The following is a 25,379-nucleotide window of genomic DNA, read 5'->3' as shown; positions in this document are numbered from 1 at the left end:
CACACGGCCCTCACCGGCCTGCTCTTCGCCCCCGCAACCGCCGATGCCAACAAGACCAACGGATCCACAGTGCGCATGGAGGTCTACCTTTTCGCCGAGTTCGCACCCGACGGACGCTTCCACCGCGTCGAGGAGACGACCGTTTGCGTGGCGGAAAGCACCCCCTCGTGCTTCAACCGCAGCGGACCTAATTCCAGCAGCACCCGGCGGGCGTCCGGGTAAAAGGATCCCTGAACGAGAAATACCGTGAGGGCGAATGCGGATACCGTGACGGCGACCGCGAAGAACAGTTTGGTCAATGGATTGAACCGATAGACCGGGGAGTCACCGACGGCATGCAGGGCCATTACCACGATGGTCACTTCCCGCCCGGCAGCAGACGGCGGACGCCAACACATGGTGCTGTCACACAAAAGGGAAACGGTGCAGGCGTCCAGGGGAAAAGCCCGCCGGTACGGTCAGCGCCAGGACTATGGTCAGTGCCTTGCCCAAGGGGTCCGCGACCCGTCGTTGCAGGCTGGCGGCCTTCAGCATGCTGTTCCCGTACGCCTGGAACGTCGTGATGAGCGCCGACGCCCCACCGAACCACTGGCGTTGCCGAATACGAAGGCCGTGCTGGGGGGCGGAGACGACACCGGCGGCCACTCCGATGACGACTCTCGCGAGCACGGCTGTCGGGAGGCGTCGGAGCCAGCCCAGGCACCCCAGGGTGCCCGCGATGAACCCGATCACCGCGGCGGTCACGGCGGGTCGGCGCCGCCCACCATGATGTTGATCGCGATCGCCACCGGGAGCAGCCCCACCATCGCCGTCGGCAGCCCGACCACGGGGCCGGAGGCGATCAGCATCGCCCCCAAGGTGTAAGCGCACAGGGTGAGAAGAGCGGCCGGACCGCCCACGCCGCCGTGCACCGAATCAGGTCTGGCAGCGATCAACCCCGCGTAAGTAATAACGACGACCCCGGAGCCGATTCCAATACGCCAGGGCACTAAGAAACGCCACGTGCTTAACAGACGCAGGGAACCTGCCAATTGAACCACCTCCCCGCATGATGACCAGTCTCATAAGTTGTGCCTGCGGCTCATCATCCAGACCGCGTATCTCAATTGTCAACACTCGCCTCGAAGTTGTTCATCAAGTCCGATCACTGCATGCTGCATCGGCATTGACAAGCTATCAACATTGATGTTGAACTCAGCCCGGGATTCCCGCAATCCATCTACACTTTGTCCGACTTTACACAAAACGGCAACTTCTCCGAAAAATCTGGCAGAATGGAATAGTGCCATGGCCAACTACCTGTCGTTCGCAGAGGCTTATACAGTCGGCCTGCGTGACATACTCGGGACCGGTGGTGAAGTTCCATCAGTACGCGATCCGCTCTCCAAAGCCTCGGACTTCGGCCGCAATGACCGCCCGTACCGCGAGCTCATCGGCTACCAGAGCCGCATCGACGACCCGGCCTCCTGCCTCGCGGTCACCCCGCACCTTCCTATCAACCTCTCCTACTGTTTCGGCCTGCTCGCCTGGTCCCTGGACGGCCGCAACGACGTCGGCACACCGGCGTACTACCGTCGCGGTGCACACGAGTACTCGGACGACCAGCACACACTGAGCGGCGCCTTCGGCCACCGGCTGCTGACCGCCAACGGCAACCAGCTGGAAGAGGTGGTCGGCCGCATCGAGCGCGACCCCGCCCACCGGCGCGGGTTCGCCCTGGTGCTGGAGCCCGAGGACAACTTCCGCAAGTCACGCGAGTATCCGTGCGCCGTGGGCGTCCACCTCTTCCTCCGCGACGGCGCCCTCACCTGGCTCACGGTGATGCGCGCACAGCAGGCGCTGACGGTCCTGCCTTACGACGCCTTCCTGTTCATGGGCATGCAGCAGTACGCGGCCTCGCTGCTGAACGTCCCGAGCGGCCCCTACATCCACCAGTCAGGCACGTTCCACTTCTACGCGAACGAGACCGAGGTAGCCCGCAGGATCGCCGAAGAACCGGCGGAGGCGGCCACCCTGCCCGCGTTCCCCGGCACCCCGGACGGCGGCCGTGAGGTCGCGCGCGAACTCATCGACTTCGAGCAACGGCTGCGCGGCGCAGCGCAGTCCGGTGACGTCGCCACGGTGGACGAGATCGCCGCTCACAAGGCCAACACCGACTTCGCCGACGTGGCCCGTGCCTGTCTGGCCACGCACGCCTACCGCAAGTTGGGCGACAAGACCTCACTCGTGACCAGCCCCGCGTCCAGCGACGCGGCCGCGAGGCTCATAGCCGCGATCTGATCGCGGTGAAAGAACGGAGTGCACAGGTGAGGACAACGGTGCGTACGTTATCGGAACCGCACTGTCCGGACGCGGCCGAGGCACGGGGGAAGCTGGCCGAACTCATCGTCCGACGACGCGGATTGTTCGACGCGGCCCCAGGGCAGCCCCGGTTCCGCTACCCGATCATGGCAGCACTGGCCCCCGTGGCGACCAGCAGGGGCGGCGAGGTCGCCTATCCCGGTGACCCGATGTGCCTGTACTCGGCACTGACGCTCACCATCCAACGCTCGGTGGCACGCCTTCGGGCGGGGCTGGCCGAGGAACCCTCCCCCGATGACGTGTGCGCGGACTGGGGGGAATACCCGGACGACGACTACCGTCGCACGGCGAACGGCCCGCGGTCCGAGTTGATCGCCGACAGCCGGACCACCGACGGCCATGTCTTCGACCCCCGCATCTGGGACCAAGTGGCCCGGGACCGGTTCATCGCCGAGATCCGCGCGCTCCAGCCCAAGGTCCTGCTGATCAGCTCGGTGTCCGCGGCACACCGATACGCCCTGGACATGGCCGAGTTGGCGAAGACCCACGCGCCGCACTGCGTCGTGATCGTCGGAGGCAGACACGCCGACGAGACGATCCGCTACCACGACGCCACCCGCACGGCGGAGTTCTCCTGGAGCAGCACCGTGGAGGTCCTCCGCGACGGCCGTGCGGCCCAGGTCGTCGACTTCGTGGTCGCCGGCGACGGAGCGCCCTTGCTGGACCTGCTCTTGCGCGCGGTGTCGCTGACGGCGACTCCCGGCTTCGGCCCGACCGGCAACGCGGAGATAGTCAACGCCCTCACTCTGCTGATGAGTTCGGAGGACGGGATCCAGGGCTCGGGGACGATCGTCGGGTTCTGCCCCGCAGAAGCGGTCGTGGTTCCGGTACGCGGTGCGCGTCTCAGCTCGGCCGAACTCCCCTCCCCGTACGAGGCGTTCTCCATCCGAGCCCGGTTCGGCGTCTTCACCGAGTCGGGAAGTTCCCCGGCCGGCAGCCGGACGGCGCACATGATGACGCTGGACTCCTGCCCTTTCAAATGCACGTTCTGCTCGGAGAGTATCCAGGTCTCCAACCGGCCCACCCGCTTCGCGGTGAGTGAGACGGAACATGTCGCACAGCGCGTCCTCGGGCTCATCAACTGGGGCGCGGAGGCGGTGTTCTTCGACGACCCGGTGTTCTGGGGCGGGAACTGGAAGGCGATCAACGGGTTCTGCCAGGACCTGATGCGGTACCGCGGCGCGCTTCCCGGCGACGCCCCGTTCGAGTGGGGCGCCCAGCTCACCGTCGACGTCGTGCTCAACCGCGCCAAGGCCGACGAGGTGCGCGCCGGGCTCGACCTGATGCGCCGCTCAGGCTGCACCTACATCTACATCGGCGTCGAGAGCATGGCCGAACGCGTGATGGCGCACGTGGGCAAGAATCTGCTGCGCCGCAATCCGGAGGCATGGGTGAGCAAGGTGCGCGAGGCACTCGCCACCATCCGCGGCCACGGCATGCGGGTCGGCAGTTCGGTACTCTTCGGCCTGGACGGCGAGAACCGGGAGACGATCGAGGAGACGGTCGAGGAGATCGGCCGGCTGATCGATGACGGCCTGCTCATCATGGCGAGCCCCAACATCCTCACCTACCACCCGGGTACGGCGATCACCGCCGCGCACGGCCAGGACCGGCTCGACTATCACTCACGCAAAGACAATCGGCCTCCCTACACGTACTTCGAGGAGGCCTATCCGGAGGTCGTCTCGCGGCTGCTCACCGAGGACGACATCTGGTACATCCACAAGTCCGCGGCCGCGCGGTGGGGCAGCATCCGGAACAACGCGGCCGAGGCCGTGGCCGAGGCGGCGATATGAACCGCATCACCGATGACAGAGCAGTGGGAGGGTTCGTGCTGGACGTCGATCACAAGAGCTATTGGGGGGACTACTTCTCGTACTTCCCCGCTCTGGCCCGCTACATCCCGCTGGGCGAGTACGCCCGCCGGGTCCGGCCCCGCGCCTGTGTACTGGGCATCTCCGACGGCAAGTTCGCCCTGCCCCTGCTCCGCGCCGGCTGGGAGGTCGTCGGCGTCGAGACCGACGACCTCTTCCTCAACGGCGGCGAGCTGGACCTGGTCGACGGGCACCACGACATCATGGGCCTGCGCGAGCGGCTTGCCACCGAGGGCCTGGAGGACCGGTGCACCGTGGTGGAGCAGGACTACATGACCCTGCCCGCCGACGGTGACTTCCAACTGGTGGTGGGCAGTGGCCTGTGGTCGATGCCGCCCAATCGAGCGCACTCCCTGGAAGCGCTCGTCCACCACGCCATGGACATGGTCGCTCCGGGCGGAATCTTCTTCGGCGAGTACTTGATCGGGCTCAACGACGACGAGCGCCGGTGCGGGTACTACCCGGACACCGCGGGAATGGAGCAGATCGTCAAACGCCCCGGCTGGGAGCTGTTCGAGAACGCCGATCTGGGCATCCGCGGCGAGAGCCACCTGGGATACGAGCAGTGGCACTACCACCGGTACGCGGCCGCCATCGTCCACCGCATGCCGCCGCCCCGCGAACCCGCGCGGGAGAACTGAATCGATGACCGGAGCGCATCACAGCGGCTGTCCCCACGTCCGCGGGGGCAGCCGCCCGGCCGTCGTGGTCACCGATCTCGACCGTACTCTGCTGCGTTCTGACGCGACATTGAGCGAGCGCTCGGCGGCCGCGTTGTACACGGCCGCCGCTCACGGAGTCCGCGTCGTGTTCGCGACGGCCCGCCCAGCCTGGTCCGCCCGCAAGGTCCTGTCGTGCCTGCCCGGCCTGAGCGCCTACCTGGTGTCGTCCAACGGTGCGGTCGTCAGCGAACTGGACAGCGGCAGGGTCCGGCGGATCCGGACGATGACCCCCGCCACCGTGCGCGCCGAGATCGCGTCGCTCGGGCAGCCCGTCTGGGCCGTGGACCGCGAGCACGACCGGCTGCTCGGTCCCGGCTGGCCCGACATCCTGGCGAGCGACTCGGTGACGGCCTCGCGTGTCACCGCGCTGCCGGACGGTTCGCCCGTGCTGTGTCTGATGGTCCATACCGATTCCGACGGGCCGCCGGCACCGCTCGGTGCGCGTGGCGCGGTGCGCTGGACCTCCTCCAGCCCGGAGCTGCTGGAGGTATCGGCCCTGGAAGCGGACAAGGTGTCCGCGGTCGCCTGGGTTCTCGCCGACGCCGGCGTCGCCTGGGAGCGGGTGGTGGCATTCGGTGACGCGCCGAACGACGCGGAGCTCCTCGCCACCGCGGGGCTCGGCGTGGCCGTCGCCAACGCGGTCCCGAACGTACTGGAAGTCGCGGACGCGGTCACCGGACCCAACGACGGAGACGGAGTGGCCACCTGGCTGGAGGAGATGTGCTTGTGCCACGCGTGAACTCCCTCGCGGACGCCGACCGGGTGTGGATCGTGGGCGGTCCCGGCTGCGGCAAGTCGACGCTCGCCCGTGTTTTGGCCGAACGGGGCGGCCTCGAGCCCGTCACGCTCGACGCCCTCTACTGGGGGCCGGAGTGGAAGCCGCAGCCCACGGCGGAGTTCCTGGCCCTCGTCGAGAATGAGCTGGGGGCGGACCGCTGGATCGTCGACGGCCAGTTTCCCGACGCCGTCACGGCGTTCGCCCATCGAGCGGACTGCGTGGTCTGGGTGGACCCGCCGATGCACGTCTCCTGGCCCCGGCTTTTCCGCCGCACCCTGCGGCGCTGGATACGCCGCGAGCGGCTCTGGGGCGGTGTCAGGGAAACGCTCTGGTCCGTCATCGGTCCGCGGTCCATCCTGTGGTACGCCCTGAAGCAGCGCGGTCCCCAACAGCAGGCCAACCAAAGGCTGTTCGACCAGCTCAAGGAGACCGGCGTCCTGCTCGTGCACGCACAAGACAGCGATGTGCGGTCTCTGCTGAAATGAGGTACTCGCGACGGTCTCGTTTCGCACCAACCCGACCCCCTTTCTCTGGAGTTACACCCATGCGCGTCTCCCCGTACGGATCTGTCGACCTACTGCCGGCAGCGGAGTGGGACTCTTTGGTGACCGGCGGGACAATCTACTCAAGCAGCGGGTTCCTGAAGGTTCGTGAGGAGGAGCTGCCGCAAGGGGCTGCCGCCCGCTACCTGGTCGCGCGCGACGCGCACGGAGCGCCGACCGCCGGACTGGAGGCGTACTCCTTCCGCACTCCGCCCCATCTGTTGTACACACCAGCCGAATTGCTCGCCGGGCTGATCGGCGAGGAGCGCCACGCCCACCTCGCCGAGCGGCCGCTGGCGATCGGCGCGGGCTGGTCCGAGTTCCGCGGGCACCTGCCGGGCCGGGACGGCGTGACGGCACAGGAGCGTATCGACGCGGTGCGCGCGCTCACCTCGCAGGCACTCGACTTCGCAGCGGACGCGGGAGCAAGCGTGCTCGCGTACTACTACCTGCCGAGGGAGGAGGCGCTGGAGGTCGCCGAGGCCCACGCCGGCGACGGAGCCGTTCTCCTCTACCACGACGTGGAGACCGTACTGCCCGTCGGCCGGTGGCAGGACCTGGACGAGTACCTGGCCTGGCTGCCCTACGGCCGGCGCCGCCGGGCCCGGTGCGAGATCCGGGACTTCGGCCGCAGCGGGCGGACCATCCGGGAGGTCTCGCTGCCCGACGTCGTCAAGGAGATCGCCCCGCTGAACAGCGCGCTGATGCGCAAGCACGGTCACGAGTACGGTGTGGAGCAGGCAACGGCCGTCTACGAACGCCAAGGACGGCATCTCGGCGAGTGCAGCACACTGCTCCTGGACGAGGACGCCGGGCGTCCCATCGGTTTCGCGCTGCGCTACCGGCAACGCGACATGCTGTACGGGCGCGTGGCCGGTTTCGACTACTCGGTGCCCAATGTCGCCGACTACTTCAACCTGGTCTTCTACCACCCCATCGCGTCGGGCATCGGCCGCACGGTCCGGGCGATCCACCTGGGACTCGGCACCTTCCAGGCCAAGTTGGCACGTGGTGCCCAACCCAACCCCCTGTACAGCGTGTTCGTCGGAGTGGACGCGCCACTGGAAGCCGACGCGGAAAAGGTGCGCGAACGCAACCGCACCGGGGCAACGGCGTTCGGCGACGAACACGGCCGTTTCGTGGTGGGCGGGCTCAACACCGATGACTGGCTGCTGTGAGCAAGGAGAAGAACGCACATGCCCGATGTGAAGCACCGCGAGTCGATCAGCGACATTGACTCACACGCCTGGGACGCACTGGTGCCCGGCAGTTGCTTCTACCAAAGCCACGCCTGGCTGCGCGGCCAGGAACGGCCCGACTTCGCCACCGCGGGCTACCTCACGGTCGAGGCCGACGGTGAACTCCTCGCCGCGACGCCCTACTACGACTTCCCCGCCCGGAACGCACCGCCCCTGCCGGACGTGGCCGAGGACCATACCGTTCTCAGGATCGGCACCCGCACCGGCTACCACAACGAGTTCCTGCTGTCGAAGGACCCCGGTACGGCACGGGAGGCGTTCGGCAGCCTGGTCGCCGGTGCCGCCGAGAAGGCCGCCGCGCTGGGCTGTGACGCGCTGCTCTTCGACTTCCTCACCACCGACAGCCTGCGGCTGCTCGCGAGCCGGTGCGAGGTGCGGGCGCAACTGCGAATCGCCGAGGCCGTGGTGCACAACGACGGCGGCACCTTTGCGTCCTACCGGCGCCTGCTCGGCCGGAGCGTGCGCAAAAGCTGCGTGTACGAGATACGGCGCTTCGCGAACTCCGGGCTGCACCTGGAAACGGCCCCGCTCTCCGAGTGCGTCGACGAGCTCGCACGGCTGGTCGGACAGACCATGGACCGGCACAACGCCCCCCTCGACCCTGCGGAGATCCACGCCTACCTCACCGTCCAGGCGCGCTGCCTGGACGAACTGAGCACGGTGTTCCGCTGCCTAGACGAAGCGGGAACCCCGGTCGGAGGCAACCTGTGCTTCGCCTGGCGTGACACCTTCTACGCCCGGGTGGCGGGCTTCGACTACGCGCGGACACGAAGCGCCTTCGAGTACTTCAACGCCATGTACTACGAACCCCTGCACCACATGGAGCGCAGCGGCATGACCACGCTCCACCTCGGCACGTCCACCCTGCGTGCGAAGGTGCTCCGAGGGGCGTCGCTGCACCCTCTGTGGGCGGCGGTCGTACCGCTGCCGCTCACCGCGGGCGCCGGACTGCGGCGCGACGCGGTGGCGGACCAGGCTTTCGCCGACACCGTGCGGGCGGAGGCTGGCGGCGGGATGTACGACCAGGAGTGGGACTTGACCACCGTCACCCCGCTGTGACGTCAGGCCCCGCCGCCGGACACGGGGACGGGCCACAGCACCGGACAGATCTCTGGGTCGGTGTAGTCCGGCAGACCGGCGGCGGTCCTGCGGACCAAGGAGTCGTGCTTGTACGGCGTCTGCCGGCCGGTTGACAGGGAATGGTCGCGGTACGAGTTCGTGCCGTCCTGGAGGTGGAGCGAGATGGCACGGCGGGGCCGGGGACTGCGGTTGGCTCCGCTGCCGTGGTAAAGGAGGCAGTGGTGGAAGGTCATGTGTCCTTTGGGGATGTGCACCGGCACCTTCTCCACCACGGCCTCGTTCTTTTCCGCGTCGCCGTTCAGGAGGTATTCACGTCCGAGGTCCTCCGGGTCGCCGACCGGACGATCGGCACGGTGCCGGTGCGACCACCGATGACTTCCGTTCACCATGGTGATGGTCCCCGACTCCTCGGTGCAGTCGTGGAACGGGATGAAAGCGGTCAGCATTTTGCCCGAAGAGCAAGTGGGCCAGAAGTATTTGTCGAAGTGCCACGAGACAATGTTCGACGCCTCTTCGGCGATCGGCGGCTTGTAGATCAGCGTCGCCTGGAAAGTACGTATCAAGTCCGTCTGCGCCAAGCTGGCGGCGACGGCTCCGATGACGGGCTTCCGCAGAATCCCCGCAATGGTTTCGTCCTGATAGTGGATGTAGTCGTTGTTGCGCTGCACGTCGCCGTCCGCGGGCGTCCAGTCAGCCAGCCGGTCCGGACGCATGGGAAGCTGACGGCCACGCTGACCTGCGTAGTAGCGCTCGCTAGCCTCGGTCAGAGCCTCCGTTTCGGCATCGCTGAGCAGCTTCTCCGACAAATACCAACCCCGCTCGGAATAGAGGCGGACATCCTCTTCAGAGGGGAGCAATTCAACTTCCTCGGCGGTAAGTCCAGGATAGTCAACCATGCCTCAACTCCTATCATCCGAAAGCCTCCATGACAATGACTCAGCGAACACGTTAGCGGAGATCGGTGCGGCATGCTAGCGTTCCTTTCGATCTGCTTGCCGAACGCTCGCACGGGGGCCTGAGTGGCGATATTCGACAGGGAAGTCCGTACCCTGCTCACGGAAAACAGAGCCTTTCGCAACATCTGGCTAGGGGAGATTTCAGCACACTTCGGCGGGCAGGTGACCAGTTTCCTCCTGCCGCTGATCGCGGTCACGTATCTCCATGTAGACGGAACAGGCGTGGGACTCGTCTCGGCGGTGCAGTTCGTTCCCATCGTGGTGCTCTCGCTGATCGCCGGGGTGATGGTCGACCGGTACCCGCCACGCCGCGCGCTGGTCGCCGCCAGCGTCGCCCAGGGCGCGGCGCTGGCGTTGCTTGGCGTCTTCCAGGCTGCGAAGGGGCTGACCTTCGGGCAACTCATCGTGGCCGCCGTGGTCATCGGTGTCGCCACCGTCTTCTACGAGGTGGCCTACCAGTCAACGCTCCCCAGGATCCTGCCGGTGGACTCCATCGCCGCGGCCAACGGTCTGCATCAAGCGACGTACTCGATCAGCACCCTCGCCGGTCCGTCCGCCGCCGGTTTCCTCATCGGCAGGCTGGGACTGTCACCGACGCTGACCGTCGCCGCCGCGTGCTCCGCCGGCGCCGCTGTGAGCGGCATGCTGCTCCGCGGCGTCAAGGCACCCGAGCAGCCTCGGCAGTCAGCCGTGCGAGCGATCGGCTCCGGGCTCCGCTACACCTGGTCTCTGCGCCCGATCCGGGACCTGTGCGTGCAAGCCGGTCTGTCGAACCTGCACGAGAAGGCCTTCCTCACCGTCTTCCTGGTGTTCGCAATCCGCGCACTGGGCATGAGCGGCACCACCGTGGGCCTGATCACCGGCGTCGGCAGCGTGGGCGCCCTGATCGGCTCGCTCTGCGCCAACCGGCTGGCCAAGCGCTGGACCGTCGGCGGCACAGTGGCGCTGGGGGCGGTCCTGGCCGCCGGCGGCCTGCTGCTCATTCCGGTCGTCGCTCACTTCGGCGCCTACGTGGCCGTGCTCGCCTCGATCGCCATGGTGCTGAACGGCTTCGGTGTGGCCCTGTTCAATGTGTTCGCGGTGAGTCTGCGTCAGGCCATCCCGCCAGAGCACCAACTCGGCGCGGTGACCGCGAGCTACCGGCTGGTCGCGCTGGGGACGTTGCCGCTGGGCGCGTTCATCGGCGGCGCCCTTTCCGACGCGCTTTCCCCCGGCAATGCCCTCTGGCTCGTCGGGCTCTCCTACCTCGTCGTCTCGTTCTGGCTGACGTGGTCTCCGCTCCGGAGGGCCCGCACGCTGGAGGAGGCGGAGGAACTCGGGCGCACCACCGGCGGCGAGGCACCTCCGGTCTGCCGGTCGCCCTCGGCCTGATCCGCACCACGGCTTGGGGCGGGGGCCTGAGGGGTCTTTACTGGCGCAGTGAGTCTGATGGTTTGCGCATCCCTGTGTCCCGGGCGTGATCACTGATCGTGGGTCTGCGACTGCTGTACTTGATCTTCTGCCGACTGCTGGACTGGCTGACGCTGCTGGGGCGCTCCTCCGCCGCGCACAAGGTCGAGCGGCCGCGGATCTCGTGGGCCGAGCGTTGCCGGTGCCGAGAAGTGCATCCGCGCAGGTAAGAGGACGAATCGCGCGATCTCACCACCGGCGGTCGGGGGGCGCGGGGCGCGATGACCGATTGTGCTGCGCCGCTTGGCCTACCTGACGATGACGAACGCCTTCGCCGCGCTGAGGCTGCTGCCGAGAAGCGGTTCGGACAAGGACGTGGAGGTCCTGGCGTTGCGGCACCAACTCATTGCGCTGGAGCGTCAACTCCACGAAGCACGCCCCCACTTCACGCCCGAGGATCGCACTTTCCTCGCCGCCCTGCTCCACCACTTGATGCCGCGGAGGAACGCGGTCATGGAGCGCTGGGTGGCAACCTGCCGGCGTGGGGTCCTCGACCGCACACTGATCTGGAACCAACGCCACCTCCTCAACGCACTACGCGAGTTCGAGGACCACTACAACTCGCACCGGCCCCACCGCGCCCTCGGCCAGAGCTCACCTCTGAGAGCACGGCGCACACCGGTCATCGATCCGGACCAGATCGCCCAACTGAACATACGCCGCCACGACCGACTCGGCGGAACCCTCCACGAGTATTGACAAGCAGCCTGACCAGCACGGATGTACTTTCCGGCACCCACACGGCTGACAGCCTTCTTCGTGAGCTCCTTGTGCAACCTCGGTCGGAGCTTCGCCGCCGAAACCGGCACCACCTTGTGCCGTCGCTTCCACCGCACGGTGGGGGGCGACGCTGGACACCTACCGCCGCACGTTCCAGCAGCCACACGGCGGTTGACCGCGCACGCCGTGGCACAGGTCACGGCGCCCGGTTACAACCGCTTGCCGCCCAGGTCGCGTTGAAGAGAGATGCGGTGGCCGTCGTCCCCCCACAGGCGGCCGGGGAGGAGCGGTGTGCGTCGAAGTGAGAGGGAAACCCGGTTCGAGGAGTTCGTGGTGGCGCGCTCCGCAACGTTGCTTCGCCTGTGCTACCTGCTCACGAACGACCGGGGCCTTGCCGAGGACCTGCTGCAGACCGCCTTGGCCAACTGCTTCCGGCACTGGGACCGTGCGATGTCCCAGGGGCGGGAGGAGGCGTATGTGCGGACCGCGATCATCAACTCGCACATCAGCCGGATGCGTCGGCGCAGGGTGCACGAGATCCTCACGCTGCACCTGCCGGACACCGGCGGCGGGGAGGCGACCGCGGAGGTGGACGACCGCGACCTGCTCCGCCGGGCGCTGGCCGCTCTGGCACCGCGCACCCGGGCGGTGGTGGTGCTGCGGCACTACATGGGGCTGAGCGAGCAGGAGGCCGCGAACGCGCTCGGTTGCTCGGTGGGGAACGTCAAGCGGTTGGCGAGCCGTGGCCTGAAGCAACTCCGCCTCGCCCTGGGCGTGCGGGATACGGCGGCACCGCAGGACCACCCCGTCATGGACCGGTCCCGGCAGCTCACCCAGGGGAGGGCACGATGACGGAACAATCCGATGGATTCGCCGAGGAGTTGTGGCACAAGCTGGTCGAGGTGGCCGCCGAGGCCGGACCGCCCCCCGCGGACCTACCGGACCGGGTACGGGCCAGGGTGGCGGCGTCCCGGCGCCGCCGCACGGGGGTGGTGGTCGGCTGCGTCGCGGCATGTGCCGTCGGGACGCTGACGTTCGGGCTGCTGTGGGGCGGTTGGACGGCTTCCGGCCATGACGCGCAGGCCGCGGCACATGCGCCGTCGGCACGCCGTGGGTCCGGCGCGCCAGCGGATCCCGCCCCCGCTGAGTCACCGTCCGCGGTGCCCGGCGCGGCACTGCCCTCCGGGATTTTGCCCGCCTCTCTGGTGAAACTGTGGGACGTGGCGTCCAGGACCGCCCACACCGATGTGCGAGTTCTCCACCAGGACATCCTGGGCCACCGGTTGCTCATGCTCGTTCAGGGGCGCGAGTCGAGCGGCCTCACCCATGTGGCACTGCTCAGCACCGCGCTGAACGGCGGCAACGGCCCTACGGATGCCGGGACGTACGTGCTCATGGACCACGCGTCCCCTGGCAGTCCTTCGGCGCCCGTGGCGGTGACGTTCGCCGTCAAGTCACCCAGCCCGCGCACCATCGTGGTGCTGCCCGACGGGTGCGCGGGGCAGTTGCGGGTCACCCAGGAGCCCGGGGGCGAACGTATCGGCGCGGGCCGGTACTTCGCCGGCGAGTTGGTGCTGGCCGCGCCGGTCGTGTCGGAGAAGCAGACGGTGGTGGTCGGTTGTCAGACGAGGTCGGGGAACTCCACCTCGGTGCTGAGGTTCACCGGCTCCGCGAACGCGAACCAGAGCGGCATGGTCAGTCTGTACACCGGCGACTGACCGTGCCGCGCCTGTTGTGCGGCGGGTTCACGAGCGCAGCGCCGTCAGGAAGGCCGCCCTGGTCTGCGCGGGCAACCCGTCGCCCTTGACCGTCTGTTGGCCCGCTACACCCGCCAGCGAACGGGACCTGGGATCAGGTTTGAGATCCGGGCCGTCGCGAAAGAGCGCGACCGCTGTGGCCAGTTGGTCACTGGCCCCCACGGACCAGGCTGATCCATCGGACAGCGACTCGCCGTTGACCCCGCAGTCCCTGGTACCGCCGAACACCCATGGGGCGGGTGCGTGATCGGGGTCCGCCAGGACCGTCGCCCTGCACAGCATGGCATCGGTTCGCTGGGCCGCGTCCTGGTCCAGGGCCCGCGTCGGACGGCTCTGCGCGCGGTACAGGGTCCTGCCGTGCGCGTCCGACACATCGGCGAGCAGATGCGGGGCGGTGCGCATGCCGTGAGCGGCCAACGCGGCGTACGCACCGGCGATGTCCAGCACATGGGGCGAGACGTCGCCGGTGAGCAGTCCGTCGGTGCTCGACAGCCCCAGCGACTTGTCCGGTATCCCCAGCCGGACCACCGCGGCCCGTATCGCCTGGACCTGTTTCTTGTGGTCGTCGGTGTCCAGCGCCGTGCTGTCCGGGGAGAACGCCCGGTCGTCCAGGTCCGCGGTGAGCGGCCCGTCGTCCGTGTCGAGGATCCCTGCCGCGACCAGGGGTTTGAAGATCCGCCCGGTCGGGACCGCCGACTGTGTGGCGTCGTTGAACTCCCGGTGGTTGAAGTCCCGTCCGCCGTAAATGGCGATGATGGCGCCGTCCGAAGGACGTACCGCGGCGAAGCCCACGCGTACGTCGGCGTCCACGGCGCGGCCGGCGGAGAGCTGGGAGAGCACCTTGTCCCGCACCGCCTGAACGGCCTTCTGCTCCGCCGGGCGCTGCACAGTGGTGCGTACCCGCAGACCACCGGTGGCGATCTGCTGCTCCGATATGCCGTTCGCGTTCAACTCGCCGGTCGCCAGCGCCATCAGATAGGGCGCCTGGTCCCCCGAGGGATGCTGCTGTACGGGTTGGAGCCGCGGAAAGGCCAGCCGCCGCGCCTGGTCAGCGGAGAGCCAGCCGGAGGAGACCATCCCGTTGACGACGTACCTCCAGCGGTCCTTGATCACGGGTAGCACCTCGGGGCGGGCGACCGGGTCATAGGAGCTCGGCGCCTGGATGATCGCGCCCAGGTATGCCGCCTGGCTGACGTCCAGGGCGTTCACGTCGCGGCCGAAGTACGCCTGGGCGGCGGCTTCGATGCCGTAGGCGCCGCGGCCGAAGTAGATGGAGTTCAGGTAGTCCTGCAGGATCTGGTCCTTGCTGCGCTCGTGGTCCAGCTTGATGGAGATGAACAGCTCGTCGAGCTTGCGGGCCATGGTCCTGGAGCTGTTCAAGAACGCGTTCTTGACGTACTGCTGGGTGATGGTGGAGCCGCCCTGCAAGGGCTTGCCCTGGACGTCGGCGACGATCGCCCGGACGATGCCCTGCGGGGAGACCCCCGACTCCTGGTAGAAGTCCCGGTCCTCCGCGGCGAGTACGGCGTGCCGCACGGTCAACGGAACCTGGGAGAGCGGCACATTGCGGCGACTGGTCACACCGATCGTGCCCATCACCGTTCCGTCGGCATAGGTCACCACGGTCGCCTGCCGGGTGACGTCCTGGTCGGGGTCCGGGATGGTCACGTTCGCGTACAGCACGGCGCAGGTCGCGGCCAGGAGCAACAGCGGGCCGAAGACGAGCACGGCGAGCTGTCGTGGTGACGGGATCCAGCGGCGTGGGCCGCGCTTGGCCGCCCGCGGGTAGTCGATCAGCCGCCGCCTGGTGACGGCGCGCCGTCGCCCCCGCCCCCGCTTCGGTGACTCGGGTGCCGGGTCGGCGGCGGAGGACTCCTGGGCTGGCGCGGCGGCCTGCGGGCTGCGGCGTCCGCGAACGGACTGATCGGGCCGCGAATTGTGGGGCATACGTATGGCCGTTTCCGTTGTGCGGGCCCTGCGGACCCACTGCTGTCACCTCCTTGGAACGCGAGTTGTCGGTGTCTTCGGGACATCGATTCGGAAATTGACCGGAAGGTTTCGGTGGGTGGCCCGTCGGCTACACAGCGACTGCGGTCGCGGCGACTGATGCCCAAGGCCTGCCGGACACCGCCTAGCGCTTCAAAACTGCTTCACGGCTGCCGGCCTGGGCGTTGTCCCCGCGGTCGGGCAGGATCCTTCGTCATGCTCGTACGGATGATCTACCTGATGACCACGCGGACCTTCGCGTGGCTGGCCCTGCTGTGCCGGTCGACCGCGGCGAAGAACGCCGAGATACTCATCCTCCGGCACGAGGTCACGGTGCTGCGACGCCAGGTCACCGCGCCGAAACCTGACTGGCCGGACCGGGCACTGCTGGCCGCCCTCGCCCGGCTCCTGCCCCAGCGACTCCCCGACCACCGGATCGTGACCCACGCACCCTGCTCACCTGGCACCAGCGCCTGATCAAACAGAAGTGGACCCAGCCACCCTCACCAGGGCGCCCACCGATATCCGACGAGCTCCGCGACCTGATCATCCGGCTCGGTACCGACAACCCACGGTGGGGGTTCCGCCGCGGGCACGGCGAGCTCCGCCGCCTCGGCCACACCATCAGCACAGCCACCGTCCGCCGTATCCTGCGCGCCGCAGGGCTCACGCCCGGGCGCCGCGGACAAACCGCGCGCAGAGAGTGGACCGAATTCCTCAAGGCCCAGGCCAACGGTCTCCTCGCCACGGACTTCTTTCACACCGACACCATCGGACTGCAGCGTCTGTACGCCCTGTTCATCATGGAGGTCCGCACCTGAACCGTCCACATCCTCGGCGTCACCGCCCACCCCACCGCCGCCTGGACCACCCAACAGGCCCGACAGCTCCTATGGGAACTCGGCGACCGCGCCGCAAACTTCACCCACCTCATCCGCGACCGCGACCGCGACCGCGACCGGAAGTTCACCGCCGCCTTCGACGCCGCCTTCACCAGCGAAGGCATCACCGTCACCAAGATCCCTCCCCGCAGCCCCAACTGCAACCCGCACGCCGAGCGCTTCATACGCTCTATACGCGAGGAATGCGCCAACCGGCTACTGATCTTCGACAGAGGCCACGCGGAGAAACTCCTTCACCAGTACACCCGTCACTTCAACAGCCACCGGCCCCACCAAAGCCGAAACCAGCTCGCACCCCTCGACGACCCCAACGTCATACCGCTACCCACAGCCCGGATCGAACGCCGACCGGCCGTGGCAGGACTCATCAATGAGTACCACCGAGCAGGCTGACAACCCGAAGAAACACCAGTTCACAGTCGGCGAAGCCACTTTGAAGGCCTACGCGCGATGGTGTCCGTTACCGCCTTGGTCCTGCTGTGGCGTACAGCACGGTGCCGGTCGCCAGCAGGGCCCACGCGGTCGCGGTGGCCGCCGTTGTGGCGGGAGAAATGATCACCCAGCCGCCCACCTCTCCCGCGATGCCGGGCGGAACCGGGACGAGGAGGCTGAACGCGAGCCAGCCGATCGGCAGGGTCCATGCGAACTGTGCCCCGCACAGCACCGCCCCGAGCGCGGCCAGGCCGACCAGGCCCGCGCTGTCCCGGACGACGAGCGCAGCCGGAGCGAGCTTGGCTCCCGCCGCCTGGACCGCCAGCAGCGCCGCACCGGCGACCGCGCCGGCCAGCAGCACGTGCGCCGCCCGCCGGGGCATCCACCGGATCGCGGCCGTCCGATCCAGCGCGGCATCCTGCCCGCCGAGCCCGACGGAAGCGGCCGCCACGTTCGCGGTGAGGACCAGGACCGCGATCCCCAGGTCCACCGGTCCTGGACCGTTGAGAGCCCACACCGCCAGCGCGACGAGCGCGACCGCGGCGGCGGAGGTGGGCACCTGTCGTGAACGGGCGTACAGGATCAGCCATCTCATGGGGATGTCTCCCCCGTCAGCGCCGCGAGCTCGTCCTTGCAGGAGAGCGCGGCGGCATGCGTCTGGGCGATCCGCGAGTGCTGCTCGGCCGGCGGAAGGGCCGTCAGCTTCTCCCAGGCGGCTTTGGCGTTCGCCCATGCACCCTGCGAGTACGCGTAGGTGTCCGGCACCTGCAGCGGTTCGAACTGGCGATTGCCGAGGGCCCAGCTCGCGGCGATGCTCTGTGCGGGGATGTCGATCTGCCCCCCGCCCTCCCAGGGGGTGCGCGGTGCGCAGTTCGGTGCCAGGCCCTGGGCGACCAGGAGGCGGGTCAGTTCGGCCCCCGCCGCGTGGGCGATCAGCGGGTCGTCGAAGTCGATCAACACCACGTTGCCGGAGAGTTCGCGTGGGTCGCCGAGCGCGCGCAGCTCGGTGTCCTCCCGCACCGAGTTCGGCGCCTTGTCACCGAGGGCGTTGTGCAGCACGCGCAGCGCCTCCTTGCCGCTCGGCGCGAGCTCGGGCAGGCGTGAGCGGTTCGCCTGGGTAACGCACACCGGTCCGTCGCAGACCAGGGTGGCGGCGGCCTTGTCGACGACGTAGGTGCCGCGCGCAGCGGCCGGCAGGATCAGCAGGGCCAGGGCCGCGCCGGCTAGGACGGGGGCCACCGCGAGCAGTCGGGCCCGGTGGGTGGCGGCCGACAGCAGTGCGAAGCCGGTGCCGAGCACGCCGAGCAGCCAGAGCGTCTGACCGAGGTCCACGGAGCCGGACAGGGTCAGCAGCATCTGCCGCGGCTCCGCGGTCGCCGGGGACAGCTGGGCGAGCCGGTTCGGCGCGGTGCTCGAAGGCAGCGCCCCCTCATTGCTCTGCTGCAGGAGGAGGGCCGTCAGCAAGAAGAACACCGTCAGGGCCGGCGGGGTGAGCACGGAGGGCACGGCCCGCGCGGCGCCCATGCCGAACACGGCCCACGCGACGAGGGCCAGCGCCGCCACCAGCGAGATCGGCAGCCAGCCGAGAGGTGTGTAGGTGGTGGCGCCGCGGGCCACCTGGACTGCGCCCACCAGGATGAGGAGGCCGAAGCCCGACGCCAGCGCGAGGGCCATCGCACCGGTCGGCAGCGCCGCACGGCGCCAGGCCGGCAGCGGCGTGGTCGTCAGTAGTTCGGCCGTCCGCGAGCGGGATTCGCGCAGCCCGTACACCGCTCCCAGGCCCACCACGAGCGGCCACCAGAAGACCAGCAGGTACCGGGTCCACAGGGCCATGGAGGTCCACTGGGCCGTCCACCCCGCGGTGCCCTTCCACCAGATCCCGTCGATCAGACAGAAGACCGCCAGGCTGCCTGCCAGGACGACGACGCCGGGCCACGGGGCGACGGAGCGCCTCAGTTCGATGCGCAGGACACGTCCGTTCACCAGGTGCCTCCCTGCTGACCGGAGTTGCGCAGCAGCGCCGAGTAGCCGCGCTCCAGGGGGCTGTCGCCCGGGTACTCGGGGCCACCCGCCGCGGCCAGGTCGTCCGGCGTGCCCTGGAAGACGAGGCGGCCGTCGGCGAAGAGCACCACGTCGGAGCAGGCGGCCGCGACGTCCTCGACCAGGTGGGTGGAGACGACCACACAGGTGTCGCGGCCCAGTTCCTGGAGCAGCTCGCGGAAGCGCAGTCGCTGCGCCGGGTCCAGGCCGGCTGTCGGCTCGTCCAGCAGCAGCACCGCGGGGTCGTTGACGATGGCCTGGGCGATGCCGACCCGCCGCACCATGCCGCCGGACAGGGTCTTCATCCGATGGTCGGCGCGGTCCGCCAGGCCAACCCGTTCTACCGCCCGCTGGACGGCCCCGGGCACGTCCGCCTTCGGAACCTCCTTCAACCAGGCCATGTATTCGACGAACTCACGCACCGTGAAGCGCTTGTAGTAGCCGAAATCCTGCGGCAGGTAGCCGATCCGGCGACGCAGGGCCCGGTGGTCGACCATCCCGCCCACGGAGGTACCGAGCAGCTCCAGTTCGCCCTCAGTGGGGCGCAGCACGGTGGCCAGCGTCCGGATCAGGGTGGTCTTTCCCGCTCCGTTGGGCCCCAGGAGGCCGTGGGTGCCGATGCCCAGGCAGAGGTCGAGCCCGTCGACGGCCATCTTCTTGCGTCCGACGCGTACTCTCAGGCCCCCGGCCCGGATCTCCCAGGCGTAGGTTTTCGGCGCGGTGTCGGCCGCGCTCGCGGTGGGCGTCATACGGTGGTCCCTTTCGAGGGTCGACGATGGTTTCACAGCGTTGAGTACGCGTTTCTGCGGGCGATCACGGCGCCGATGCCGAGCGCGAGGAGCAGCCCCCACCCGGGCAGTTGGTCCGGCTGGAGGACAAGCCGCAGGGCAAGGGGGACGTGGCCGGTGGCCCACGCGGGTACCACGACGACGACGCCCCACGCGACCGCCAGCCCGGTGGCGGCGCGGGTCACGCCGACCACGCTGCCCAGCGCCAGGGCGGTGGAGGTGAAGGCCAGGGAGGGCAGCAGCCACTGCGCGGCCGTCATGGTTCCGGTCAGCCATCCCCCCACCAGGAGCCCAGGTAGGACCACCACGAGAACCGCCGTGGTGCGCCTGAGGAGCAGGGGCAGGCCGGCCCGGGCGGTCGAGGCCGTCAGTTCGTGCGCCGGGTCCAGGCCGCGTGACCACGATGCGGCGACACCGCACAGCGGCAGCACAGGCGCGATTAGCAACACGGGCGAGGCGTCACCGAAGAACGACGGCGACGCGACCGCGTCCAACAGCAGCGCCATCAAGGTGACGACGACGGTCATGGCCAGCCACGGGGTCATGCCCGGCGTCAGCCAGGACGACACCCACCGCGGGCGGTGTCGCCGCGAGGGCGCCGCCCTGCCAGCCGCGTCCAACTGCGGTTCCAGACCGGCCCGGACGGTGTCGACGAGCGCGGCGATGCCGGGCGCCTCGGTGGCCACACAGGCCGCCAGGCGACTCCGGCACGGCGCGCATGTCTCCAGATGGGCCTCCAACGCCCATACCGTGTCCGCGGCCATCGTCACGTCACCAACTGCGTACTCGTCGATCAACCGCATCGACGCATGGTCCGTGCTCATGCCAGTGCCTCCCGCATCGCGATCCGGGCCCGGCGGGCGCGGGTCTTGACCGTGCCTTCGGGCAGTCTGAGCAGGACGGCGGTCTCCCGCACCGAAAGCCCGTCAAGCACCATGGCCTGCAACACCTGCCGCAGTTCCGGCGCCAGTTGCCGCAGGGCTTCGCCGACCTCGCCGCCGACGGTCCCGGCGAGTACCTCGTCCTCCGCCGCGGGCACCACCGTCCGCTCGGCGGCGGCGACCGGCGGTTCGGCGTGGTGGGCACGGCGCCGGAACGCGTCGACGAGGCGCCGCGCCGCGATCGTCCACAGCCACCCGACGCCCGTCCCCCCGACCGCGCTCCCGGCGAACGCGCCAGCCGCGCGCCACACCGCCAGATAGGTCTCCTGCATGACCTCGGCGACGATCTGCTCGTCCGCGCAGCGGCGGCGCAACCGCACCGCCAGCCACGGCGACGTGCGCCGGTACAACTCGTCGAACGCAGCGCGGTCACCTCTGGCCACCAGCCGAACGAGGCGCTCCTCGTCCAGCTCGTCCAATGCTCTCCCGCGTGATCTCACACCAGCCAGACGCCCGATGCGGCGCGCAGGTTCTGCATCTACCGTGACCTGCGTCACAGTGCCGTCTGTGGAGGTTTGCGATCCCCGCGAACCCGGTCGCTGGCTTCGACCCGGCTCGTGGTGAACCCTGGCGTCTCGCGGTGCTTCACCCTCCCCGGCACAGCCCTGACCGAGTACGCCGACTGACTCGCAGTCGCAATCGATGCCGAAGGTCCAGCCCGCCAACTGAAGCACTCACTCTGCGGGTGCCGATAAATCATCCGTGCTGATCACGCGGCATATCGATACTCGTGGATAACACCGCTGAGTCGGTCGCGTCTGTGGATGTCGAGGTTGTTTATCTGGCCCGGGTCGGCGATGAGTGCGGGTAGCGCGCGCAGTGGTGCGGCTTGGCTCAGCGTCCGGTGCTGGCGGTGCTCGTTGTAGAACGACTCGAACTCGCGTAGCGCATACAGCAGGTGGCTCTGGTTCCAGATCCAGGTGCGGTCGAGCAGCTCGCGTCGGCAGGTACGAGTACCAACGCGCTGCCTGAACAGGCCGGATGATTAATCGGCACCCGCAGGACTCTCTCGTGTTTCGCAGTTCTTGATGTTCATGTTCCGGCGATGGCCCAGGCGGTGAGGATGGCCTGGATTTCTTCGGGTTGTGCCTGGTGGGGGTGTGGGCCGCGAAAACGGTGGGCGATGATCGTGCGGCGGAGCTTGGCGGTCATGTCCTCGAAGGAGGGCTGGGTCTTGGTGGTGTACCAGCGGGCCCGTGCGCGGTGTTGCTCGGTGTCGGCGGGCTGGTGTCCGGTGAGCACGTACCAGATGAGGACCACGGTGTAGGCGAGCAGTCCAAAGGGGACGGTGCGCTGGACCGCGCGTTGGGTGCGGTTGCGGGCCTCGCCGACGCCGAGGGTCTGGCGAGCATCATGGAAAGCGGTCTCGATCGCCCACCGGGCCGCGTAGCGTTCCACGATGAGTTCGGCTGGGCTGGTCAGGTCGGTGGTGACCAGGGCCGCGCCGTAGCCGCGGTCCAGCCCGGTGCCGGGGCCACAGTTGCTGTCCCAGACCAGCACGACGCGGACCGGCAGGGTGTGGAAGCAGCCGTACCACAGGCAGATGCGGTCGGCCAGAAACACGGTGTCCACCCGTCCGTAGCGACGGACCTTCACGCGCCGCCAGTCAAGGACTTGGGACAGGTCGGTCGGGGTGCCCAGGCGTGGGCCGCGGGTGCGCGGTCGTCCCTTCTTCCCGGTGTGTGGGGGTGGCAGTTCGTGCAGTACGGAGGTGACTTTCAGGCGGCTGGTCCAGGTGATCTGCGCATCCAGGCCGCGTAGGTGCTCACCGACATAGGCGGCATCGCCCACCGCGTTCACGGTGCGGTCGGGGAAGCGGGCGGCGAGCAGTTCGACCATCTGGCGAGCCAGGGCGATCTTTCCGGTGTGGCGTGGCTGCCACAGCCGGGCCAAGACTGGAAGGCATACCGGCCTGGATAAGAACGGCACGGTTACGACGAGGCCGGCCACGACCCAGCAGTTGCCGAACCCCGCCGGGCGTGGTGTCTTGGCGGCTCCGTCATGTTGCCAGGCTGCCCCGAAGACCTTGCGACCGGACCGCTTGAACAAGGTGTCGTCCACTGTGACGACTAGCGGCGCACTGTCCGGTAGGAGACGTGCGACGATCAAGTCGGCCAGAGCCAGGCCGACCTCGTCGACCGACCAGCGGGCCGCGGAGAACAACCGGTGGCACCGGGCGTGGTGCCACACTCGTTCAAGCCCCGTGCCCAGCAGCATCCCGCACACCGTGCGGTGGCGAGTCTGCGCGATCATTCCCGTCACCAGCACGCAGAAGGTCCGGAACGTCGGCACCGTGAAGCAGGAACGGCAGACGGCCAGCACAGCCGCTACGGACGGCGGTATGGTTCCATCAAGAAGCATCGGCGGATCACTCTCAACCAGAGTGAAACAGTCACCGCCGATGCTTCTGTCTTCGCGTCACATCCTGTGCGGAGAAGGACCAAGCTCACCCGATCAGGTAGCCGGACCTACGCGCGTTCACACGCCTCCCGATCGCGAAAAGTGCGAAACACGAGTGATGCCGGGGTGTCTTTACTGGCGCATCGCGGTTGACCAGGGGCTTTGCACGTCCCCGCGGCCCGGGCATGATCCCTGATCGTGGGTCTGCGACTGCTGTACTTCATCTTCTGCCGGGTGTTGGACTGGTTGGCGCTGCTGGGGCGCTCGTCAGCTGCCAGGAACGCCGAGATCCTTCTCCTGCGCCACGAGGTCTCAGTGCTCCGCTGCCAGACCGAGCGGCCACGGGTGTCCTGGGCCGACCGCGCGATACTCTCCGCACTCGCCTGGCAGCTGCCGACCACACTGCGCCGACACCGGCTCGTCACCCCGAGCACACTGCTGGCCTGGCACCGCCGCCTGGTCCGGTGGAAATGGCGCCAGCCACCCGCCAAGCCCGGCCGACCACCACTGCCCGACGAACTCGCCGCGCTCATCCAGCACCTCGCCACAGAGAATCCGACCTGGGGCTACGTCAGAATCCAAGGTGAACTGCGACGCCTCGGCCACCGCGTGGCGGCCGCCACCATCCGACGCGTGCTGCGCCGCGCGGGCCTACCACCCGCACCGCAGCGCACCACCCAACAGACCTGGCACACATTCCTTCGCTCCCAGGCCCACACGCTGCTCGCTTGCTACTTCCTGCACGTGGACACCGTCCTTCTGAGGCGCCTCTACGTCTTCTTCGTCATGGAGATCGCCACCCGGCGCGTCCACGTTCTCGGCGTCACCACGAATCCGACCGGCGAGTGGGTAGCACAGCTCGCCCCGGCCAACACCGCGCCCGCGGAACGACTCCTCCACGCCCAGCTCGTACAGGAACATCTCGGTGCCCTTGTCCGGGTGTGTCATCTCGACGCCGGTGACCATCCCTGCCGGGACGTCGTCCACGTAGGCGATCAGGAGGTGGTGGCGCTCGTCCGCCAGGAACCGCTCAGTCGCTTCCAGCAGAGGAGGCGCGTCGAACAGAAGTCCGGCATCTTTGACGGCCTCAACCTCAGTGATGCGGCGGATCTCCATGCGGGAATCCTGGCAGCTCTCGGCACGGAGGGCACCGGCTTTCTCCCTCACCAGAGTCTTCCAAGCCAGCGGCCGGTGCTCTGCGCCCAGTTCCACGACCTACGGAACTGCCGCATCACGCGCAGGCCGCGAAACGGCCGAGCACTTGAGGGCAGGGCCGGGACCCGCCGCCAAAGGCGCGGGATGCGGGGCAGCGCCCCCTGCGGATTGGGCGGTCCAGCGGGCCCTGGGCGACGGCGGAGGTGTGGGGGCAGCGCCCCCTCTGTGCCCGTTGCTGTGGGCTGTCCCCTGCAGAAGACGGTCTGCTGGCAGGCGACACGCGCGGAACGCGCACGACCGCTGGAATGCCCGTCCCGGGCACGATCCGGGCAGTGGCCGCGAGGCCGCCGGGCCGCAAGCGGGCCCGGATCCTGACCGTTCGGGCATCCGGGCTACCCGCCCCGCGGCAACGCGGCACGTCGCCTGCCCGTCGCCCTGGAGCAGACCGGTCACAGGCGGTCGCGAGACGCGGCGTAACGGGCCCGTTGACCATGCCCGTATGGCCTTATAACTGCTTGGAACGCTCCAAGTGACGGATGCGCCCGGTCAGTTCGGAGCGCTTACGTCAGCGTGCACCGGGAGTGCACCAGGAGTCGCCCGGAGGCAACGGCCATGCCTGCTTTAACATCCTCCGCCACCGCCCGTGACACCCCATCGGCCGAGGCGCTCCTGCGCGCGCTGTACGCGAGCCACGGATCCGTGGTGCTCCGCTTCGCTGCCCGGATGCTCGGCGGTGACTGGCACCGCGCCGAGGACATCCTGCAGGAGGCGGCGATCCGCGCCTGGCAGCACGCAGCCGAACTCGGCCCGCCCGGCGATGAGCTGCGCCCCTGGCTGTTGCACGTCGTGCGCAATCTGGTGATCGACGGCTACCGGGGACGGCAGGCGCGACCACCCGAGGAGGTGGGTCAGGACATCACGCACCTGCCGGTGGCCGACGGCGTGGACCGCGCGCTCACCGCGCAGGTCATGGTCGAGGCCCTGCGCGATCTCGCGCCCTTCCAGCGTGAGGTCCTGCTGCACGTCTACTACATGGGGCGAAGCGTGAACCAGACGGCACGCGTGCTCGGCTTACCGCCCGGAACGGTCAAGTCCCGTACGCACTACGCGGTGCGGGCGCTGCGCGACTGCCTCAGCAGCCGCGGCGTGACCACCACCATTTGACGGTTACGTCAGACGCTACGAAAGGCGTTCGCCGTGCTTGGCGACACGCGGGCTGACACTTCCCCTTGATCGT

The 25,379-nt window shown here is 68.6% G+C and carries 28 protein-coding genes and 2 pseudogenes; 17 read left to right on the top strand and 13 right to left on the bottom strand.

Annotated elements, in window-relative coordinates:
- Positions 1-83: 83 nt before the first annotated feature.
- The 3 genes from NON19_RS24765 to NON19_RS24755 are packed head-to-tail and all read right to left on the bottom strand — an operon-like array spanning position 84 to position 989.
- Positions 84-347, bottom strand: a complete 264-nt coding sequence (locus NON19_RS24765; protein WP_255931283.1) for a hypothetical protein — start codon at positions 345-347, stop codon at positions 84-86.
- Positions 348-405: 58 nt separating this feature from the next.
- The gene (locus tag NON19_RS24760; protein WP_255931269.1) at positions 406-744 is read right to left on the bottom strand and encodes a hypothetical protein; all 339 of its coding nucleotides are present in this window, start codon (positions 742-744) and stop codon (positions 406-408) included.
- Positions 741-989: a hypothetical protein gene (locus NON19_RS24755; protein ID WP_255931268.1), complete on the bottom strand. Its 249-nt coding sequence runs from the start codon at positions 987-989 to the stop codon at positions 741-743. Before NON19_RS24755 ends, NON19_RS24760 begins: the two co-directional genes overlap by 4 nt.
- 298 nt (positions 990-1,287) lie before the next feature.
- Between NON19_RS24755 and NON19_RS24750 the strand changes: the two genes are divergently transcribed.
- From NON19_RS24750 to NON19_RS24720, 7 genes are all read left to right on the top strand, one after another.
- On the top strand, positions 1,288-2,280 hold the full coding sequence (locus NON19_RS24750; protein WP_255931267.1) for a thymidylate synthase: 993 nt from the start codon (positions 1,288-1,290) through the stop codon (positions 2,278-2,280).
- A 38-nt stretch (positions 2,281-2,318) separates the two neighbouring features.
- Positions 2,319-4,157 (top strand): B12-binding domain-containing radical SAM protein, encoded by a 1,839-nt coding sequence (locus NON19_RS33500; RefSeq protein WP_255931266.1) that lies wholly within the window; start codon positions 2,319-2,321, stop codon positions 4,155-4,157.
- 35 nt (positions 4,158-4,192) lie between these two features.
- On the top strand, positions 4,193-4,876 hold the full coding sequence (locus tag NON19_RS24740) for a class I SAM-dependent methyltransferase (RefSeq protein WP_255931265.1): 684 nt from the start codon (positions 4,193-4,195) through the stop codon (positions 4,874-4,876).
- 4 nt (positions 4,877-4,880) lie between these two features.
- Positions 4,881-5,696, top strand: a complete 816-nt coding sequence (locus NON19_RS24735) for an HAD family hydrolase (RefSeq protein ID WP_255931264.1) — start codon at positions 4,881-4,883, stop codon at positions 5,694-5,696.
- Positions 5,693-6,220: a P-loop NTPase family protein gene (locus NON19_RS24730; RefSeq protein WP_255931263.1), complete on the top strand. Its 528-nt coding sequence runs from the start codon at positions 5,693-5,695 to the stop codon at positions 6,218-6,220. Before NON19_RS24735 ends, NON19_RS24730 begins: the two co-directional genes overlap by 4 nt.
- 119 nt (positions 6,221-6,339) lie before the next feature.
- Entirely contained in the window at positions 6,340-7,455 is a 1,116-nt protein-coding gene (locus NON19_RS24725; RefSeq protein WP_255931262.1) for a GNAT family N-acetyltransferase, read from the top strand.
- A gap of 18 nt (positions 7,456-7,473) precedes the next feature.
- The gene (locus NON19_RS24720) at positions 7,474-8,595 is read left to right on the top strand and encodes a GNAT family N-acetyltransferase (protein WP_255931261.1); all 1,122 of its coding nucleotides are present in this window, start codon (positions 7,474-7,476) and stop codon (positions 8,593-8,595) included.
- Positions 8,596-8,597: 2 nt separating this feature from the next.
- On the opposite strand, the gene NON19_RS24715 is transcribed toward NON19_RS24720, so the two are convergent.
- Entirely contained in the window at positions 8,598-9,512 is a 915-nt protein-coding gene (locus NON19_RS24715; protein WP_255931260.1) for a phytanoyl-CoA dioxygenase family protein, read from the bottom strand.
- 123 nt (positions 9,513-9,635) lie between these two features.
- Here NON19_RS24715 and NON19_RS24710 point away from each other — a divergent pair, with 123 nt between their 5' ends.
- The 5 genes from NON19_RS24710 to NON19_RS24690 all read left to right on the top strand — a co-directional run bounded on the left by NON19_RS24710 (position 9,636) and on the right by NON19_RS24690 (position 13,459).
- Complete coding sequence (locus tag NON19_RS24710; protein ID WP_255931259.1) at positions 9,636-10,943, top strand: MFS transporter; 1,308 nt, start codon at positions 9,636-9,638, stop codon at positions 10,941-10,943.
- 98 nt (positions 10,944-11,041) lie between these two features.
- Entirely contained in the window at positions 11,042-11,191 is a 150-nt protein-coding gene (locus tag NON19_RS24705; protein ID WP_255931258.1) for a hypothetical protein, read from the top strand.
- A 73-nt stretch (positions 11,192-11,264) separates the two neighbouring features.
- A complete protein-coding gene (locus NON19_RS24700; RefSeq protein WP_372514272.1) occupies positions 11,265-11,720 on the top strand; it encodes an integrase core domain-containing protein in 456 nt (151 codons plus the stop codon).
- 312 nt (positions 11,721-12,032) lie between these two features.
- On the top strand, positions 12,033-12,593 hold the full coding sequence (locus NON19_RS24695; RefSeq protein ID WP_255931256.1) for a SigE family RNA polymerase sigma factor: 561 nt from the start codon (positions 12,033-12,035) through the stop codon (positions 12,591-12,593).
- Entirely contained in the window at positions 12,590-13,459 is an 870-nt protein-coding gene (locus NON19_RS24690) for a hypothetical protein (protein WP_255931255.1), read from the top strand. The genes NON19_RS24695 and NON19_RS24690 overlap by 4 nt, the downstream gene beginning before the upstream one ends.
- 27 nt (positions 13,460-13,486) lie before the next feature.
- Here NON19_RS24690 and NON19_RS24685 read toward each other — a convergent pair whose 3' ends face one another.
- Positions 13,487-15,445, bottom strand: a complete 1,959-nt coding sequence (locus tag NON19_RS24685; RefSeq protein ID WP_255931254.1) for a transglycosylase domain-containing protein — start codon at positions 15,443-15,445, stop codon at positions 13,487-13,489.
- Between the two features lie 255 nt (positions 15,446-15,700).
- On the opposite strand from NON19_RS24685, the gene NON19_RS24680 reads away from it, so the two are divergent.
- Genes NON19_RS24680 through NON19_RS33490 form a run of 3 tightly spaced genes read left to right on the top strand, consistent with a single transcriptional unit; the run spans position 15,701 to position 16,779 of the window.
- Positions 15,701-15,961 carry a hypothetical protein gene (locus NON19_RS24680; RefSeq protein WP_255931253.1) on the top strand — a complete coding sequence of 87 codons (261 nt, stop codon included), beginning with the start codon at positions 15,701-15,703 and terminating at the stop codon, positions 15,959-15,961.
- Entirely contained in the window at positions 15,853-16,305 is a 453-nt protein-coding gene (locus NON19_RS33495; protein ID WP_308213729.1) for a helix-turn-helix domain-containing protein, read from the top strand. The genes NON19_RS24680 and NON19_RS33495 overlap by 109 nt, the downstream gene beginning before the upstream one ends.
- 9 nt (positions 16,306-16,314) lie before the next feature.
- Positions 16,315-16,779 (top strand): integrase core domain-containing protein, encoded by a 465-nt coding sequence (locus NON19_RS33490; RefSeq protein WP_308213728.1) that lies wholly within the window; start codon positions 16,315-16,317, stop codon positions 16,777-16,779.
- Positions 16,780-16,846: 67 nt separating this feature from the next.
- Here NON19_RS33490 and NON19_RS24665 read toward each other — a convergent pair whose 3' ends face one another.
- From NON19_RS24665 to NON19_RS24635, 7 genes and pseudogenes are all read right to left on the bottom strand, one after another.
- Positions 16,847-17,413: a hypothetical protein gene (locus tag NON19_RS24665; RefSeq protein WP_255931252.1), complete on the bottom strand. Its 567-nt coding sequence runs from the start codon at positions 17,411-17,413 to the stop codon at positions 16,847-16,849.
- Positions 17,410-18,801: a hypothetical protein gene (locus NON19_RS24660; protein ID WP_255931251.1), complete on the bottom strand. Its 1,392-nt coding sequence runs from the start codon at positions 18,799-18,801 to the stop codon at positions 17,410-17,412. The genes NON19_RS24665 and NON19_RS24660 overlap by 4 nt, the downstream gene beginning before the upstream one ends.
- A complete protein-coding gene (locus tag NON19_RS24655) occupies positions 18,798-19,607 on the bottom strand; it encodes an ABC transporter ATP-binding protein (RefSeq protein WP_255931250.1) in 810 nt (269 codons plus the stop codon). Before NON19_RS24655 ends, NON19_RS24660 begins: the two co-directional genes overlap by 4 nt.
- Before the next feature lie 32 nt (positions 19,608-19,639).
- Entirely contained in the window at positions 19,640-20,470 is an 831-nt protein-coding gene (locus NON19_RS24650; RefSeq protein ID WP_255931249.1) for a zf-HC2 domain-containing protein, read from the bottom strand.
- The gene (locus NON19_RS24645; protein ID WP_372514274.1) at positions 20,467-20,970 is read right to left on the bottom strand and encodes an RNA polymerase sigma factor; all 504 of its coding nucleotides are present in this window, start codon (positions 20,968-20,970) and stop codon (positions 20,467-20,469) included. The genes NON19_RS24650 and NON19_RS24645 overlap by 4 nt, the downstream gene beginning before the upstream one ends.
- Positions 20,971-21,296: 326 nt before the next feature.
- Positions 21,297-21,539 (bottom strand): annotated as a pseudogene (locus NON19_RS24640) (integrase); the annotation flags it as partial.
- Positions 21,540-21,619: 80 nt separating this feature from the next.
- Positions 21,620-22,948, bottom strand: a complete 1,329-nt coding sequence (locus tag NON19_RS24635; protein WP_255931247.1) for an IS701 family transposase — start codon at positions 22,946-22,948, stop codon at positions 21,620-21,622.
- A gap of 237 nt (positions 22,949-23,185) precedes the next feature.
- On the opposite strand from NON19_RS24635, the pseudogene NON19_RS24630 reads away from it, so the two are divergent.
- Positions 23,186-23,629, top strand: a pseudogene (locus tag NON19_RS24630) (integrase); the annotation flags it as partial.
- Positions 23,630-23,638: 9 nt separating this feature from the next.
- Here the strand turns inward: NON19_RS24630 and NON19_RS24625 are convergent.
- Entirely contained in the window at positions 23,639-24,103 is a 465-nt protein-coding gene (locus NON19_RS24625) for a GNAT family N-acetyltransferase (RefSeq protein ID WP_255931246.1), read from the bottom strand.
- Between the two features lie 651 nt (positions 24,104-24,754).
- Here NON19_RS24625 and NON19_RS24620 point away from each other — a divergent pair.
- Positions 24,755-25,306 (top strand): sigma-70 family RNA polymerase sigma factor, encoded by a 552-nt coding sequence (locus tag NON19_RS24620; protein WP_255931245.1) that lies wholly within the window; start codon positions 24,755-24,757, stop codon positions 25,304-25,306.
- Positions 25,307-25,379 lie beyond the last annotated feature (73 nt).

This window comes from Streptantibioticus rubrisoli (assembly GCF_024436055.1).
GTDB classification, from domain to species: Bacteria; Actinomycetota; Actinomycetes; order Streptomycetales; family Streptomycetaceae; genus Streptantibioticus_A; species Streptantibioticus_A rubrisoli.
This window is presented reverse-complemented; position numbering and strand designations above follow the sequence as displayed.

Excerpts from the sequence above, each read along its gene's own strand:
- NON19_RS24765 (WP_255931283.1), bottom strand. The coding sequence starts at position 347 with ATGGCCCTGCATGCCGTCGGTGACTCCCCGGTCTATCGGTTCAATCCA.
- NON19_RS24750 (WP_255931267.1), top strand. The coding sequence starts at position 1,288 with ATGGCCAACTACCTGTCGTTCGCAGAGGCTTATACAGTCGGCCTGCGT.
- NON19_RS24735 (WP_255931264.1), top strand. The coding sequence starts at position 4,881 with ATGACCGGAGCGCATCACAGCGGCTGTCCCCACGTCCGCGGGGGCAGC.
- NON19_RS24720 (WP_255931261.1), top strand. The coding sequence starts at position 7,474 with ATGCCCGATGTGAAGCACCGCGAGTCGATCAGCGACATTGACTCACAC.
- NON19_RS24715 (WP_255931260.1), bottom strand. The coding sequence starts at position 9,512 with ATGGTTGACTATCCTGGACTTACCGCCGAGGAAGTTGAATTGCTCCCC.
- NON19_RS24690 (WP_255931255.1), top strand. The coding sequence starts at position 12,590 with ATGACGGAACAATCCGATGGATTCGCCGAGGAGTTGTGGCACAAGCTG.
- NON19_RS24685 (WP_255931254.1), bottom strand. The coding sequence starts at position 15,445 with ATGCCCCACAATTCGCGGCCCGATCAGTCCGTTCGCGGACGCCGCAGC.
- NON19_RS24680 (WP_255931253.1), top strand. The coding sequence starts at position 15,701 with ATGCTCGTACGGATGATCTACCTGATGACCACGCGGACCTTCGCGTGG.
- NON19_RS24665 (WP_255931252.1), bottom strand. The coding sequence starts at position 17,413 with ATGAGATGGCTGATCCTGTACGCCCGTTCACGACAGGTGCCCACCTCC.
- NON19_RS24655 (WP_255931250.1), bottom strand. The coding sequence starts at position 19,607 with ATGACGCCCACCGCGAGCGCGGCCGACACCGCGCCGAAAACCTACGCC.
- NON19_RS24650 (WP_255931249.1), bottom strand. The coding sequence starts at position 20,470 with ATGAGCACGGACCATGCGTCGATGCGGTTGATCGACGAGTACGCAGTT.
- NON19_RS24635 (WP_255931247.1), bottom strand. The coding sequence starts at position 22,948 with ATGCTTCTTGATGGAACCATACCGCCGTCCGTAGCGGCTGTGCTGGCC.
- NON19_RS24625 (WP_255931246.1), bottom strand. The coding sequence starts at position 24,103 with ATGGAGATCCGCCGCATCACTGAGGTTGAGGCCGTCAAAGATGCCGGA.
- NON19_RS24620 (WP_255931245.1), top strand. The coding sequence starts at position 24,755 with ATGCCTGCTTTAACATCCTCCGCCACCGCCCGTGACACCCCATCGGCC.